Below are 13,590 nucleotides of genomic sequence, written 5' to 3' on the forward strand. Positions count from 1 at the left end.
CCGCCCCGAAACGGGGCGACCCTCTTTCTGGATGCTTCGTCAGGAAGCAGCGCTGACAGCCGTCTTACTTGACGGTGATCTTCGCGCCGGCAGCCTCGAGCTTCTCCTTGGCGGCGTCGGCCGCGTCCTTGGCAACCTTCTCCAGGATCGCCTTCGGAGCGCCCTCGACGAGGTCCTTGGCTTCCTTCAGGCCCAGGCCGGAGACGACCTCACGGACGACCTTGATGACCTGGATCTTCTTGTCGCCAGCCGACTCGAGGATGACGTCGAACTCGTCCTGCTCCTCGGCAGCCTCAGCGGCAGCAGCCGGAGCGCCGGCAGCGGCAACGGCGACCGGAGCAGCAGCGGTGACCTCGAAGGTCTCCTCGAACGCCTTCACGAACTCCGAGAGCTCGAGCAGGGTGAGCTCCTTGAACTGGTCCAGCAACTCTTCGGTGGTGAGCTTCGCCATGGTGGCGGTCCTTCCTCTTAAGTCCTGTGTCGCCGATCCGCGACCGGACAGGTGGTGATGGTTGTGATGCGCAGGTGCGGATCAGCTATTCGGCAGCGGCGTCGGCGGGAGCCTCGGCGGCCCCACCTTCCGCAGCCTTCTTCTCCTGCAGCGCGGCGGCCAGACGGGCCACCTGCGAAGCGGGAGCGTTGAACAGGCCAGCGGCCTTTGCCAAGTTGCCCTTCATCGCGCCGGCGAGCTTGGCCAACAGGATCTCGCGGGACTCGAGGTCCGCGATCTGGTTGACCTGATCCACGGACAGCGCAGCGCCGTCCATGTACCCGCCCTTGATGACGAGTGCCTTGTTGTCCTTCGCGAAAGCCTTCAGGGCCTTCGCAGCGTCGACCGGCTCGCCCTTGATGAATGCAATGGCGGTCGGTCCGACGAACAGGTCGTCAAGGCCCTCGACGCCCGCCTCAGCGGCGGCACGCTTGACCAGGGTGTTCTTGGCGACGGAGTAGGTGGCACCCTCTCCGAGAGCGCGTCGCAGCTGCGTCAGACTCGTAACCGACAGACCACGGTATTCCGTGATCACGGCGGCGGACGAGTCCTTGAACTGCTCGGTGATCTCCGCAACTGCGGAAACCTTCTCAGGCTTTGCCATACTTCGCCTCCTCTCGTGACAGTCGTTGTTCCACTTCGGGCCGTGACATGCAAAACGCCCCGGTGCAGGGCACACGGGGCGTACACGAGGAGATCCATCCACCCGGCCAGGCCGAGCGCAACAATCATCCCCCACCTCGTCCTCCTGCGTGGGCCGCCGGGCTATCCCGGACCTTCAACCGATTCCATTGCTGAACTCGGTGACCAACGGTCTTTGGTAGAACATGTTTCGGGGCGGAATTCGCATCGAGCACCGAACTCCAAAGAGCAGCCTAACGGAGTCGCGACTCCGACACAAAACGCGGACACCCGGCAGGGTGCATTCTGTGCGCTACTTCACATTCGGTGCCGAACATGCCGGAGCGCTCACAATTGACCGTTACCGACAGTTGCATGTAATGAGCCGCGTCGCAGGTGATGTCGGTCGCCGGAGCATGTGCCGGTTCCCTCGAACAGGTGATCGCGGCACGCGCGGCGATGGGGGTGTTCGCCGCCGCCGTGTTCCCGGCGACGCTCGCACTGATCATCAACATCTTCACCGACGTCCGAGAGAAAGCGCTCGCAATCGCGGCGTGGACGGCAATGGCCGGATTCGCCATCGCCATCGGTCCCATCTCGGGCGGATGGCTCCTCGAGCACTTCTCGTGGCACGTGGTGCTCTGGATCAACGTCCCGGTGGCGTTGGTCGCGCTCGTGGCGACCGCCTCCGTCGTGCTGTGTGCGGTCGTCGTCGCGATCTTCCTGCCGTGGGCACCGGCCTGTGGCCGCTCGACCATGCTGGCCTGGCGCCTAGACCAGGAGCGAGTCGACCACTGAAACGCCGAAGGCCGGCACAGAGAATTCTCTGTGCCGGCCTTCGGTGTCGATCAGATCGCGGAAAGTCGCGACTTACTCGCCATCCTCGAGGAGGTTGCGGGTACGGTTCGGATCCACCGGGATGCCCGGTCCGGTGGTGGTCGAAACCGTGACCTTCTTGACGTAGCGGCCCTTCGCCGACGACGGCTTCGCACGCAGGATCTCGTCCAGCGCCGCACCGTAGTTCTCGACCAGCTTGGTGTCGTCGAACGACGCCTTGCCGATCACGAAGTGCAGGTTGGCCTGCTTGTCGACGCGGAAGTTGATCTTGCCGCCCTTGATGTCCGCGACAGCCTTCGCGACATCGGGGGTGACCGTGCCGGTCTTCGGGTTCGGCATCAGGCCACGCGGTCCGAGGACACGAGCGATGCGGCCGACCTTGGCCATCTGGTCAGGGGTGGCGATCGCGGCGTCGAAGTCGGTCCAACCGCCCTGGATACGCTCGATCAGGTCCTCGGAGCCCACTGCGTCCGCACCAGCGGCCTCGGCCTCGGCGGCCTTCTCGCCAACGGCGAACACGACGACGCGGGCGGTCTTACCGGTGCCGTGCGGCAGGTTGACCGTGCCACGAACCATCTGGTCCGCCTTGCGGGGGTCGACGCCCAGACGGACGGCAACCTCGACGGTCGCGTCCATCTTGCTCGACGAGGTCTCCTTGGCCAGCTTCGCAGCCTGCAGGGGGCTGTAGAGCGTGTCCGCGTCGATCTTCTCAGCGGCGGCGAGGTACGCCTTGCTGCGCTTTGCCATTTCTTCTGTCCTTACTTCTCACCCTGGGCTCTCGACCCGGGTGAATGGTTCAGTTGTGGTTGCGGGCCTGGCCGGCCCTCCCACAGTGGAGGATCAACCCTGCAGTGTCAGTGCAGGGCATCGCTGTGCTCAGCCCTCGACGGTGATACCCATCGAACGCGCGGTGCCGGCGATGATCTTCGCGGCTGCGTCGATGTCGTTCGCGTTGAGGTCTTCCTGCTTGGTCTTCGCGATCTCGCGCACCTGATCCATGGTCACGGTGGCAACCTTGGTCTTGTGCGGCTCGCCGGAGCCCTTCTGGACACCAGCAGCCTTGAGCAGCAGCTTGGCGGCCGGCGGGGTCTTCAGCTTGAAGTCGAAGGTCCGGTCTTCGTAGACGGAGATCTCGACAGGGATCACGTTGCCGCGCTGGGACTCAGTCGCCGCGTTGTAAGCCTTGCAGAACTCCATGATGTTCACGCCGTGCTGACCGAGCGCAGGACCCACGGGCGGTGCAGGGTTAGCCTGACCAGCCTGGATCTGAAGCTTGATGAGCCCGGCGAGCTTCTTCTTCTTGGGGGGCATCTTCGTTCCTTGTTTCCTACTGGGTGTGTTTCTTGCGTACTGCGTGCAAGTGTGTGGGTCCTACAGTGCCAGGCGCGAGCCTGGCACTCGGGACCGAGCTAGATCTTCGAGACCTGGTTGAAGGACAACTCCACCGGGGTCTCGCGACCGAAGATCGAGACGAGGACCTTGAGCTTCTGCTGCTCGGCGTTGACCTCGCTGATGCTGGCGGGCAGCGTCGCGAACGGGCCGTCCATGACGGTGACCGACTCGCCGACCTCGAAGTCGACCTCGATGGTCGGCTTGGCGGCGGTTTCGGCGGCCGACTCACCGGCAGCGGCAGCAGCCGCGGCAGGCTTCTTCTGGCCCTGCTGGGGCATCAGGAACTTGACGACCTCGTTGAGGGTCAGCGGCGACGGACGCGACGTGGCTCCGACGAAACCGGTCACACCGGGGGTGTTGCGGACCGCGCCCCACGACTCGTCGTTCAACTCCATGCGAACGAGGATGTAGCCGGGCAGGATCTTCCGGTTGACCTGCTTGCGCTGGCCGTTCTTGATCTCGGTGACCTCTTCGGTGGGAACTTCCACCTGGAAGATGTAGTCACCGACGTCGAGGTTCTGGACGCGGGTCTCGAGGTTGGCCTTCACCTTGTTCTCGTACCCGGCGTAGGAGTGGATGACGTACCAGTCACCGGGTGCCCGGCGGAGCGCGGCCTTCAGCTCGGCGACAGGATCGGCAGCTTCCTCAGCGACCTCCGGAGCCTTCTCCGCGATGGCACCGTCCTCGGCCTCGTCGCCGGCAACGTCGGCGTCGTCTTCGACCTCGAGCTCGGCAGACACGCCGTCTTCGTCGGATACCGCCTCGGCCGAAACACGCTCCTCGGCCATGGCCTCGTCAGAGTCGTTCTCGGGGGTGCTCACTGGAGGCACTCTTCCTCTCGTCAATCACATCGTTCGGAAACGCCGACGGGCGTTCCCGGCTAGCCGAACAACCAGGTAATACCCTTGGCGAAACCAAGGTCGAGGACGAAGATGAACGCCACCATGAAGGCGACGAACACAAGCACCACACTGGTGTAGGTGATCATCTGCTTGCGATTGGGCCAGATGACCTTACGGAGCTCGGCAATCACTTCGCGCAGGAAGCGTCGAATCCGCTTGAAGATGTTCTCCGTCTGCGGCTTGTCGGCCTTGCGGGACTTCGCTTCCGGAGACTTCACGGAAGTAGCAGACGACACAGCCTTGGCTGTCTTGGCCATCTGGACCGTCTTGGCCGGCTCGGTCGATTCCGAGGTTCCCGCACGGCGCGCGGAACGCTTACCGGTGGGCTTTCCTGCTGGGGCCGCACTCGTGGGGCTCTCATCAGCAGAGACCTCGCCCTCACGGGCGTGATCGGAAGGGGCCTCAGCGCGAGAGCTCGCGTCGGCTGCAGAATCGTCGACATGGCCGGAGTCCGTAGACCCGGTAGTGCCGTCGTCGCGCTTATCGCGCTCGTCGCTCACCGTCGTTCCTCTCAGTCGCTGGCCAGTCCGGGTGCAGGGGCGACAGGACTTGAACCTGCAACCTGCGGTTTTGGAGACCGCTGCTCTGCCAGTTGAGCTACGCCCCTTTGGTCGACCGATCGAACTGATCGACCTATCTGGATTCACATGACATGCGCGCCACCCCATGCGGACTAGTTACAGCCTGTAGCAACAGCCTGTAACTTCCCCGTAGGGCAGCGCGCAGCGCCTGAGTAACCCCAGAAACTCTAGTGTACTTCAATGCACCGGAACAAACCCAATCCGCCCGGCACTCAGGCCAAACGGACCGTTGCGGTGGCCCGACCGAAGATCTTACGACCCTCCGAGCGAGCCACGATCGCGACTACTGCGGTCTTGCTTTCGGCGTCCACCGACTTGATCTTGCCGGTGAACTCCACTTCGGCAGCCTTGTCGGCTGCCACATACACCGGACTCGTGAACCGAACGTTGTATTCGGTCACGGCACCAGGGTCGCCGAGCCATGACGAGACGAACCCGCCGCCCAGACCCATCGTGAGCATGCCGTGCGCCACGACGTCCGGCAAGCCGGCCAGTCGGGCCACATGGTCACTCCAGTGGATCGGGTTGGGATCGCCCGACACGCCGGCGTAGTTGACGAGATTGCCACGGGTCAACGTGACGACGCGCTCGGGCAGTTCGTCACCGACAGTGACGTCCTCGAACCTACGGAGCGACATGCATCATCACATCCTTGACCGCGTGCGCGATATTCTCGTCGACCTCACCACCGGACCGAGCGACGAGCGTGGTCCAGGTGGTCTGGACCAGTTCACCGTTCACGTCCGAGATGATGTTCTTGGTGACGATGATGTCACTGCCCGCAGCCTGGCGGAACGATTCCAGGTAGACGTCGCAGATCAATCGGTCGCCGGCCTCGAGCGGCCTGTGGAACACGAGCCGCTGGTCGGTCTGCATGATCTGGCTGAGGTCGTAACCGGTCACGACCTCGTCGAACAGCTTGCGCTGCGCGATCATGCCCACGATCGACACGAACGTGAGGGGAGCAAGAAGGCCGTCGTATCCGAGGCCCCGTGCCGCATCCTCATCGTGATGGGCGGGGTGGTCGTCGAGCACCGCACGTGCGTACTCGCGAACCTTTTCCCGGCCGATCTCGTAGAAGTCGCTCACGCGGTAGTGATGTCCGACCATCGCTGCCGCATGCGCGGCGGGGTCGAAGGTCACTTCGGCCTCTCTCACGACTGTCTCTGTCACAGCGAATCACCCATCTGCCCTGTGGACGCAATATCGTTAGGGCAGTCTGACAGTGAACCTAACGCGCGAGCGTCGACTCCGAGAAGAAACTTACTTGGACTCGCGATGCGCCTGGTGAGTTCCGCAGTTCGGGCAGAACTTCTTCAGCTCGAGGCGATCAGGATCGTTGCGGCGATTCTTCTTGGTGATGTAGTTACGGTGCTTGCACACCTCACAGGCCAAGGTGATCTTGGGCCGAACGTCAGTCGAGGAGGCCACGGGGATGCCTTCTTTCGCGTGAATCTGATCATAGATAGATCAGGGTGGATCATTCGTCTTGTGTAGCGATGGCCGGACTTGAACCGGCGACACAACGATTATGAGTCGTTTGCTCTACCAACTGAGCTACACCGCCTCGGTGTCGAGTGTCGCGCGAAGCCGGCGACACCACAATCCAGCGAGCCCCCTGACGGAATCGAACCGTCGACCTTTTCCTTACCATGGAAACGCTCTGCCGACTGAGCTAAGGGGGCGTGGCTGTCCTGCGCATCTCTGCGCGCTGAAGCCTCCAGAAGATTACACAGACCTTCGCGCCAGTGCCAAATTTGCAGGTCAGAGCGGGTAAATCGGGGGCAAGGCGCGGCATTCACGCGCTCCGGACACGAACGGACTCCCCCGCGCCGCACGAGGGAGTCCGGGACGAGCCGTTCGGCGTGGTCGACGACCTCGTCAAACAGGTCCGCGAACCTGCACCCGAGGGTAGTCGGCCCTGCTCACCGCCTGTCGGCCACGCTCGCGGGCAGCGCGTCGAGCAGGACGGTCTTGGCCTCCAAGTACGGCTGCAGGCCGTCGAGCCCGCCCTCACGGCCGATGCCGGACTGCTTGAACCCGCCGAACGCGATCCCGAAGTCGGTCTTGAAGCCGTTGTGCCCGACGGTGCCGGATCGCAGCTGCCGGGACACCGCCCACGCCCGTTGGACGTCGTCGGTGAACACCGACGCGTTCAGGCCGTAGATGGTGTCGTTCGCGATCTCGACCGCGTGGTTCTCGTCATCGGCGGCGATGACGCTCACCACCGGGCCGAAGATCTCCTCCCGGGCGATGGTCGAGGCGTTGTCGACGTTGCCGAACACCGTCGGTTCGATGAAGAAGCCGCGGTCGAGGTGGCCGGGACGACCACCGCCGGTGACCAGGCGGGCACCCTCCTCACAGCCCTTCGCGATCAGACCCTCCACCTTGTCGCGCTGACGCGACATCGCGAGTGGCCCCATCTCGGTCGCGGGATCGAACGGGTCACCGACGCGGATCGCCGACATCGCGATACCCAGGGCCTCGGCGAACTCGTCGTGCCGGTGCCGGCTGACGACGATGCGGGTCAGCGACGCGCACACCTGGCCGGTCATGAGGCGTGCGGACTGTGCGATGGACGCCGCCGCGGTCGCGAGGTCGTAGTCGTCGAGGATCACACCGGCGGACTTGCCGCCGAGCTCGAGCGTGCAGCGGGCGATCCGCTCCCCGCACAGCGACGCGATGCGCCGTCCGGCCGCGGTGGAGCCGGTGAAGGTGACCTTGTCGATGCCGGGGTTGCGCACCAGCAGCTCCGACACCTCCCGTTCGGCGGTGACGACGTTGACGACACCGGCCGGAAGTCCGGCCGCCTCCACGATCTCCGCGAACAGGTACGCCGCACCCGGCGCCTCCGGCGAGGCCTTGACGACGACGGTGCAGCCCGCGATGAGCGCCGGTGCGACCTTGTTGGCGATCAGGCCGAGGGGGCTGTTCCACGGGATGATCGCGGCGACGACGCCGACGGGTTCGCGGACCAGCAGGCCCACGCCGACCCCCGAGCCGGGCTGGTGCTGCTCGACGAACTCGTAGCTGTCGGCGAGGCTCGCGTAGTAGTCGAAGACGTCACCGGACTGCGCCGACGCATAGCTCGACACCGCGGCGAGGATGCCCATCTCGCTGGTCCAGATCCGCCCGAGTTCGCCGCTGCGCTCGCGGATGCCGGCACCGATCGCTTGGAGGTAGGGCGCGCGCTCGGCGTGGGTCATACGCGACCACGGTCCGCGGTCGAATGCCTCCCGGGCGGCATCGACGGCTCGCGCCATGTCCTGCGCGTCGGCCTCGGCGACGGTGAGGAACACGTCCTCGGTGGCCGGGTTGACGACGTCGAACCGTGCGCCCGTCGACGGCTCGACCCAGTTGCCACCGATGAACAGCTTCCCGGGGTGCTGCACTGCCACGGACGTCTCGTTCGCGTTGATCAGACCTGTCATCGAGGATCGGGCTCCTTCGCGCATCTCGGGCACCCGCCCTGTGACGAGCGCCACTCTCGCTCCCGGACGCTAGAGCGCGCCCGATGCGATGAGACCGCGCGGTCCCGTTGAGTGGGATGGATCACAGGCATACGCCCCGGGCGCCGGGCCGGACGGCACGAGAGGACCCCGAAAGCAGTTCAGCCCCGACCCTTTTCGGGTCGGGGCTGAACTTGTGTGGCAGGTGTAGGATTCGAACCTACGTAGGCATAAGCCGACGGATTTACAGTCCGCTCCCATTGGCCGCTCGGGCAACCTGCCTGGTTTCGCGACCGGAGTGCACAGGCTCCCTGGCGCGTATCGAAGAATACAACGAAGCCCCCCCATATATGCAAACCGGGTGGATAGGGGTGGTCTCGACCCGATAGCGTCAGGGCAACCCCCCACTGTCCGGGTGGGGTCGACCGCTATGGATTTGGGAGTGTGCAGTGGCTGATTCGTCCTTCGATGTGGTGAGCAAGGTTGATCGTCAAGAGGTGGACAACGCTCTGCATCAGGCTGCGAAGGAGCTGGGCACCCGGTTCGATTTCCGCAACACCGGGGCGAGCATCGAGTGGTCCGGCGAGGAGACCATCACGCTGACGGCCGAGACGGAGGAGCGCCTCAATGCGGCGCTCGACGTCTTCAAGGAGAAGCTGATCCGCCGTGACATCTCACTCAAGGCGTTCGACGCCGGTGAGCCCGCGCAGTCCGGCAAGATCTACAAGCTCAGCGGATCCCTGGTGCAGGGCATCAGCAGCGAGAACGCCAAGAAGATCTCGAAGAAGATCCGCGACGAGGGCCCCAAGGGCGTCAAGGCGCAGATCCAGGGCGAAGAACTCCGGGTGAGCAGCAAGAAGCGTGACGACCTGCAGGCCGTCATCTCGCTGCTCAAGGGTGAGGACTTCGGAATCGCCCTGCAGTTCGTGAACTACCGCTGACGCCGCCCGGCCCCGCGCCGGTACCGGACCGTCGAACGGGCCGCACACCTTCCGCACACGCGGAGGCGTGCGGCCCGTTTCCGTCGGATCCGAGCCGTCCCCCCCGCCTGCACGGCGGACCGGCCGAGGACTCAGTACTCGCGATGGGTGGGGGGCAGCCCGCCGTCGGGCGAGCCGCCACCGGCCATCTTCTCCAGACGGGCGATCCGGTCGGCCATGGGCGGGTGCGTGGAGAACATCTTGCTGACCCGGTCGCCGGCGCGGAACGGGTTGGCGATCATCATGTGCGACTGCGCGGCGATCTTCGGCTCCGGCGGCAGCGGCGCGGCCTGCGTGCCGCGCTCGAGCTTCCGCAGCGCCGACGCCAGCGCCAGCGGATCGCCGGTCAGTTCGGCACCGGACTGGTCGGCCTGGTACTCCCGCGACCGCGACACGGCCAGCTTGACGACGGTGGCCGCGATCGGCCCCAGCAGCGAGACCAGCAGCAGCGCAATCGGATTGGCCCCCTGCCCGTTGCCGCGGCCCCCGAACATGTTCGCGAAGATCGCCATGTTCGCCAGACCCGAGATGACCGCGGCCATCGCGCCGGCGACCGACGAGATCAGGATGTCGCGGTTGTAGACGTGCGACAGTTCGTGCCCGAGCACCGCGCGCAGTTCGCGCTCGTCGAGGATGTCGAGGATCCCGCTGGTGCAGCACACCGCCGCGTGGCGCGGGTTGCGTCCCGTCGCGAACGCGTTGGGCGCCGCGGTGGGGCTGATGTAGAGCCGCGGCATCGGCTGGTGCGCGGCCGTCGCCAGCTCACGGACGATCTTGTAGATGACCGGGGCCTGGACCTCGGTGATGGGTTGGGCGTGCATCGCCCGCAGCGCCAGCTTGTCGCTGTTGAAGTAGGCCCACGCGTTGGTCGCGACGGCCAGGAAGATCGAGAAGATCAGGATGTTCCGGTTGCCGAACAACGAGCCGATGAAGATGATCAGTGCCGACATTCCGACCAGCAGGCCGAACGTCTTGGCACCGTTTGCATAACCGTGCACGACTCGCCTCTTCCCTGTTCCACCGCCGCGACGTCCGCGTGGCTTCCTGACCTGAACAACGAACCAGCCCGGGGAGACGGTTCCCGGGCTGGTCGAAGACTACGTCAGCGAAGCGTCATCCGACGCGTTCGATGGTGTACTCGACGAGTCGCAGAAGGGCTTCGTTCGCCGGTCCCTGCGGCAGCTGAGCCAACTCGGCGCGGGCCCGGTCGGCGTACTCGCCGAGCTTGGCCTTGGCCGCGGCCATGCCCGGGGAACGCTCGAGCAGCGCGAGCGACTCCGCGATCTCGGCGTCGTCGGTGACGGGTCCGTCGAGCAACTCGCGCAGCCGGTCTGCGTCGGCGCCCTCCTCACGCAATGCATACAGCACGGGCAGCGTGTGGACGCCCTCGCGGAGATCGGTACCCGGCGTCTTGCCGGACTGGTCCGACACCGAGGAGATGTCGATGATGTCGTCGGAGATCTGGAACGCGATCCCGACGGCGTCGCCGAGGCGCTCGAGCCGCTCGATCTGGTCGGCGTCGGCGCCCGAGAACGTGCCGCCGAAACGTCCGCTCGCGGCGATCAGCGAGCCGGTCTTCTCCCACACGACCTTGAGGTAGTGGTCGACCGGGTCCTGCTGTTCCTTGACGCCGATGGTCTCGCGCATCTGGCCGGTGACGAGCTCGGCAAACGTCTCGGCGATGATCCGCACGGCATCCGGGCCGAGCGTGGACACCAGGCGCGACGCGTGCGCGAAGAGGTAGTCGCCGGCGAGGATCGCGATGCTGTTGCCCCAGCGGGCGTTGGCACTGGGCGCTCCGCGGCGCATGGTCGCCTCGTCCATGACGTCGTCGTGATACAGCGTCGCGAGGTGGACGAGCTCGACGACGGTGGCCGCCGTGACCACGGCAGGATCGGACGCCTTGGGTCCGAGCTGCGCGGTCAGCACGGTGAACAGCGGACGGAACCGCTTGCCGCCGGCCTTCGCGAGGTGCAGCGCCGCCTCGGTGAGGAAGTCCTCGCCGTCGGACAGTTCGCTGACCAGGAGCTCTTCGACACGGTGGAGACCGTCGCGCACCACGTCGGCCAGCTGCTGGTCGCCGAGGTCAACCCCGGCCACGACGGTGCCCGAACCTGCCGCCCGCTCCGACCCCTCAGTGCTCACGATGTCAGTACTCATTCCTGTAGTCGGTGACGCCTCGGTAACCACGGTAGTGAACCTAGCGGTATCACCGGCTGTCACCACACCTGCCCTCACCGCGTTGCGCTACCTCGGCCTGAGAAGATACTGGGGTGGTGGCCGAACATTTCCCGACCGCTGGGTCCAGCGATGCCCCGAACCTGCCCGAGCACTCCTCACGGCATCTCCCCTCGAGCACCGAAGTCCTGGTCGTCGGCGCCGGTCCGGCGGGCTCGGCGGCGGCCACGTGGGCCGCGCGCGACGGGCGCGACGTGCTTCTCGTCGATGCGGCGACCTTCCCCCGCGACAAGACCTGCGGTGACGGACTGACCCCGCGCGCGGTCGCCGAACTCGATCACCTGGGTCTGGGCGACTGGGTCCGCGGGCACACCACCAATCGGGGCCTGCGCCTGACGGGGTGGGGCCGCGAACTGCAGCTGCCGTGGCCCGGCGGCACCCTGCCCGCGGTCGGCAGCGCGGTACGGCGCACCGAGCTCGACGACCGGCTGCGACTCACGGCCGTCGAGGCAGGCGCTCGAATGGTCCAGGGCGCCAAGGCGGTCGGGGTCGAGCGCCGCGGCGACCGGGTGAGCGCGGTGACGGTGAAGACAGCGGACGGCACACACACCGTCACGTGCGAGAAGCTGATCGTCGCCGACGGTGTCCGGTCGACGCTGGGCAAACAGCTGGGCCGGCAGTGGCACCGCGACACCGCGTACGGGGTGGCGGCACGCGCGTACGTGACGTCCTCGCGCAGCGACGACCGGTGGATCACGTCACATCTCGAACTGCGCGACGACACCGGCACGCTGCAGCCCGGCTACGGCTGGGTGTTCCCGCTCGGGACCGGCGAGGTCAACATCGGTGTCGGCACCCTCGCGACGGCCAAGCGCCCCGCTCCGGGCGCGCTGCGGCCCCTGCTCGAGCTGTACGCCGGCCAGCGCCGCGCCGAGTGGCAACTCGACGGCCAGGTGCGTTCCGTCGCGTCGGCGCTGCTGCCGATGGGTGGCGCGGTGTCCGGGGTGGCCGGGCGCAACTGGGCGCTGATCGGCGACGCCGCGGCGTGCGTGAACCCGCTCAACGGCGAGGGCATCGACTACGGGCTCGAGGGCGGGCGCCTGGTGGCGCAGGTGCTCGACCACGACGACCTGACCGACGCGTGGCCGACGATCCTGCGGGACCGGTACGGCCGCGCGTTCTCGATCGCGCGGCGGCTCGCCGGACTGCTGACGCAGGCCCGCTTTCTGCCGGCGTCGGGCCCGGTCGCGATGCGCTCGCGCGCGATGATGACCGTCGCGGTGCGGGTGATGGGCAACCTCGTCACCGACGAGGACGCCGATTTCACGGCCCGTGCGTGGCGGACGTCGGGTGCCGCGTCGCTGCGGCTGGACCCGCGCCCGCCGTTCAGCTGAGCTGTACCAGCGGGTGGCGCGTGAGCGGGCTCACCGAATGGCGCGTGCGCGGGCTCACCGAATGGCGCGGTGCAGCGCCACGACGCCACCGGTGAGGTTGCGCCACTGCACGTTCCGCCAGCCGGCGTCCTCGATGCGCTTCGCGAGCTGTTCCTGGGTCGGCCACGCCCGGATCGACTCGGCGAGGTAGACGTAGGCGTCGGGGTTGCTGCTGACGGCGCGGGCGACCTGCGGCAGCGCCTTCATCAGGTATTCCATGTAGACGGTGCGGAACGGCCCGAACACCGGTGTCGAGAACTCGCTGACGACGAGGCGTCCGCCGGGCTTGGTGACGCGGGCGATCTCGCGCAGGCCGGCGTCGAAGTCGGACACGTTGCGCAGCCCGAACGAGATGGTGGCGGCGTCGAACACCGCGTCGGCGTACGGCAGGTGCATCGCGTCGCCCGCGACCATCGGGACCCGGCGCCCGCGTCCGGCGTGCAGCATGCCCTTCGAGAAGTCGGTGGCCACCACCCACGCGCCGGAGCGCCCGAGTTCGACGGTCGAGACTCCGGTGCCGGCGGCGAGGTCGAGGACCCGCTCCCCCGGCTTCAGGTCGAGCGCCGCGCGCGTCGCCTTCCGCCAGCTGCGGTCCTGCCCGAACGACAGGATCGTGTTCGTCAGGTCGTAGCGCTTCGCGACACCGTCGAACATGGATGCGACCTCGTGCGGATCCTTCTCGAGCGAGGCCCGCGATCCGTGTGTTTCTGCCACGACGGAAGACGCT

General features: G+C 66.4%; 15 protein-coding genes, 4 tRNA genes and 1 pseudogene. 3 read left to right on the top strand and 17 right to left on the bottom strand.

The genetic code is table 11. The features are described 5' to 3' along the window. Nucleotides 1-64: 64 nt before the first annotated feature. On the bottom strand, nt 65-451 hold the full coding sequence (gene rplL, locus HUN07_RS21050; protein ID WP_114718760.1) for a 50S ribosomal protein L7/L12: 387 nt from the start codon (nt 449-451) through the stop codon (nt 65-67). A gap of 85 nt (nt 452-536) precedes the next feature. Beyond that, the gene (gene rplJ, locus HUN07_RS21055) at nt 537-1,094 is read right to left on the bottom strand and encodes a 50S ribosomal protein L10 (RefSeq protein WP_114718759.1); all 558 of its coding nucleotides are present in this window, start codon (nt 1,092-1,094) and stop codon (nt 537-539) included. 413 nt (nt 1,095-1,507) lie between these two features. Here rplJ and HUN07_RS21060 point away from each other — a divergent pair. Then, nucleotides 1,508-1,807, top strand: a pseudogene (locus tag HUN07_RS21060) (MFS transporter); the annotation flags it as partial. Between the two features lie 174 nt (nt 1,808-1,981). Here HUN07_RS21060 and rplA read toward each other — a convergent pair. From rplA to HUN07_RS21120, 12 genes are all read right to left on the bottom strand, one after another. Beyond that, complete coding sequence (gene rplA, locus HUN07_RS21065; RefSeq protein WP_114718758.1) at nt 1,982-2,695, bottom strand: 50S ribosomal protein L1; 714 nt, start codon at nt 2,693-2,695, stop codon at nt 1,982-1,984. Between the two features lie 129 nt (nt 2,696-2,824). Further along, a complete protein-coding gene (gene rplK, locus HUN07_RS21070) occupies nt 2,825-3,259 on the bottom strand; it encodes a 50S ribosomal protein L11 (RefSeq protein WP_031937663.1) in 435 nt (144 codons plus the stop codon). A gap of 98 nt (nt 3,260-3,357) precedes the next feature. Continuing rightward, the gene (gene nusG, locus HUN07_RS21075; protein WP_174912527.1) at nt 3,358-4,161 is read right to left on the bottom strand and encodes a transcription termination/antitermination protein NusG; all 804 of its coding nucleotides are present in this window, start codon (nt 4,159-4,161) and stop codon (nt 3,358-3,360) included. Nucleotides 4,162-4,220: 59 nt separating this feature from the next. Further along, nucleotides 4,221-4,742, bottom strand: coding sequence for a preprotein translocase subunit SecE (gene secE, locus HUN07_RS21080; protein ID WP_174912530.1), 522 nt, complete (start codon nt 4,740-4,742; stop codon nt 4,221-4,223). A 34-nt stretch (nt 4,743-4,776) separates the two neighbouring features. Further along, nucleotides 4,777-4,849, bottom strand: a tRNA-Trp gene (locus HUN07_RS21085). A 186-nt stretch (nt 4,850-5,035) separates the two neighbouring features. Continuing rightward, complete coding sequence (hadB, locus tag HUN07_RS21090) at nt 5,036-5,461, bottom strand: (3R)-hydroxyacyl-ACP dehydratase subunit HadB (protein ID WP_114718755.1); 426 nt, start codon at nt 5,459-5,461, stop codon at nt 5,036-5,038. Further along, nucleotides 5,448-5,933, bottom strand: coding sequence for a (3R)-hydroxyacyl-ACP dehydratase subunit HadA (hadA, locus tag HUN07_RS21095; protein WP_254623030.1), 486 nt, complete (start codon nt 5,931-5,933; stop codon nt 5,448-5,450). The genes hadB and hadA overlap by 14 nt, the downstream gene beginning before the upstream one ends. 153 nt (nt 5,934-6,086) lie before the next feature. Continuing rightward, nucleotides 6,087-6,254 (bottom strand): 50S ribosomal protein L33, encoded by a 168-nt coding sequence (gene rpmG, locus HUN07_RS21100; RefSeq protein WP_031937658.1) that lies wholly within the window; start codon nt 6,252-6,254, stop codon nt 6,087-6,089. Nucleotides 6,255-6,317: 63 nt separating this feature from the next. Continuing rightward, nucleotides 6,318-6,390 (bottom strand) — tRNA-Met (locus tag HUN07_RS21105). Between the two features lie 45 nt (nt 6,391-6,435). Next, nucleotides 6,436-6,508, bottom strand: a tRNA-Thr gene (locus tag HUN07_RS21110). Nucleotides 6,509-6,748: 240 nt separating this feature from the next. Next, on the bottom strand, nt 6,749-8,254 hold the full coding sequence (locus HUN07_RS21115; RefSeq protein WP_174912533.1) for an aldehyde dehydrogenase: 1,506 nt from the start codon (nt 8,252-8,254) through the stop codon (nt 6,749-6,751). Nucleotides 8,255-8,471: 217 nt separating this feature from the next. Beyond that, nucleotides 8,472-8,554, bottom strand: a tRNA-Tyr gene (locus HUN07_RS21120). Between the two features lie 167 nt (nt 8,555-8,721). Between HUN07_RS21120 and HUN07_RS21125 the strand changes: the two genes are divergently transcribed. Continuing rightward, the gene (locus HUN07_RS21125; protein ID WP_114718753.1) at nt 8,722-9,213 is read left to right on the top strand and encodes a YajQ family cyclic di-GMP-binding protein; all 492 of its coding nucleotides are present in this window, start codon (nt 8,722-8,724) and stop codon (nt 9,211-9,213) included. Between the two features lie 131 nt (nt 9,214-9,344). On the opposite strand, the gene htpX is transcribed toward HUN07_RS21125, so the two are convergent. Both htpX and HUN07_RS21135 read right to left on the bottom strand, forming a co-directional pair. Next, entirely contained in the window at nt 9,345-10,250 is a 906-nt protein-coding gene (gene htpX, locus HUN07_RS21130; RefSeq protein ID WP_114718752.1) for a zinc metalloprotease HtpX, read from the bottom strand. 115 nt (nt 10,251-10,365) lie between these two features. Next, complete coding sequence (locus tag HUN07_RS21135) at nt 10,366-11,412, bottom strand: polyprenyl synthetase family protein (protein ID WP_174912536.1); 1,047 nt, start codon at nt 11,410-11,412, stop codon at nt 10,366-10,368. A gap of 161 nt (nt 11,413-11,573) precedes the next feature. On the opposite strand from HUN07_RS21135, the gene HUN07_RS21140 reads away from it, so the two are divergent. After that, nucleotides 11,574-12,824, top strand: a complete 1,251-nt coding sequence (locus HUN07_RS21140) for a geranylgeranyl reductase family protein (RefSeq protein WP_254623031.1) — start codon at nt 11,574-11,576, stop codon at nt 12,822-12,824. A 54-nt stretch (nt 12,825-12,878) separates the two neighbouring features. On the opposite strand, the gene HUN07_RS21145 is transcribed toward HUN07_RS21140, so the two are convergent. Next, nucleotides 12,879-13,577, bottom strand: a complete 699-nt coding sequence (locus HUN07_RS21145; protein ID WP_114718750.1) for a demethylmenaquinone methyltransferase — start codon at nt 13,575-13,577, stop codon at nt 12,879-12,881. Nucleotides 13,578-13,590 lie beyond the last annotated feature (13 nt).

Origin of the sequence: Rhodococcus sp. W8901 (genome assembly GCF_013348805.1) — a bacterium.
GTDB lineage: Bacteria > Actinomycetota > Actinomycetes > Mycobacteriales > Mycobacteriaceae > Prescottella.

Coding starts and splice junctions, on each gene's coding strand:
- HUN07_RS21135 (WP_174912536.1), bottom strand. CDS start 11,412: ATGAGTACTGACATCGTGAGCACTGAGGGGTCGGAGCGGGCGGCAGGT.
- hadB (WP_114718755.1), bottom strand. CDS start 5,461: ATGTCGCTCCGTAGGTTCGAGGACGTCACTGTCGGTGACGAACTGCCC.
- rplJ (WP_114718759.1), bottom strand. CDS start 1,094: ATGGCAAAGCCTGAGAAGGTTTCCGCAGTTGCGGAGATCACCGAGCAG.
- HUN07_RS21115 (WP_174912533.1), bottom strand. CDS start 8,254: ATGACAGGTCTGATCAACGCGAACGAGACGTCCGTGGCAGTGCAGCAC.
- hadA (WP_254623030.1), bottom strand. CDS start 5,933: ATGGTCGGACATCACTACCGCGTGAGCGACTTCTACGAGATCGGCCGG.
- rplL (WP_114718760.1), bottom strand. CDS start 451: ATGGCGAAGCTCACCACCGAAGAGTTGCTGGACCAGTTCAAGGAGCTC.
- rplA (WP_114718758.1), bottom strand. CDS start 2,695: ATGGCAAAGCGCAGCAAGGCGTACCTCGCCGCCGCTGAGAAGATCGAC.
- rplK (WP_031937663.1), bottom strand. CDS start 3,259: ATGCCCCCCAAGAAGAAGAAGCTCGCCGGGCTCATCAAGCTTCAGATC.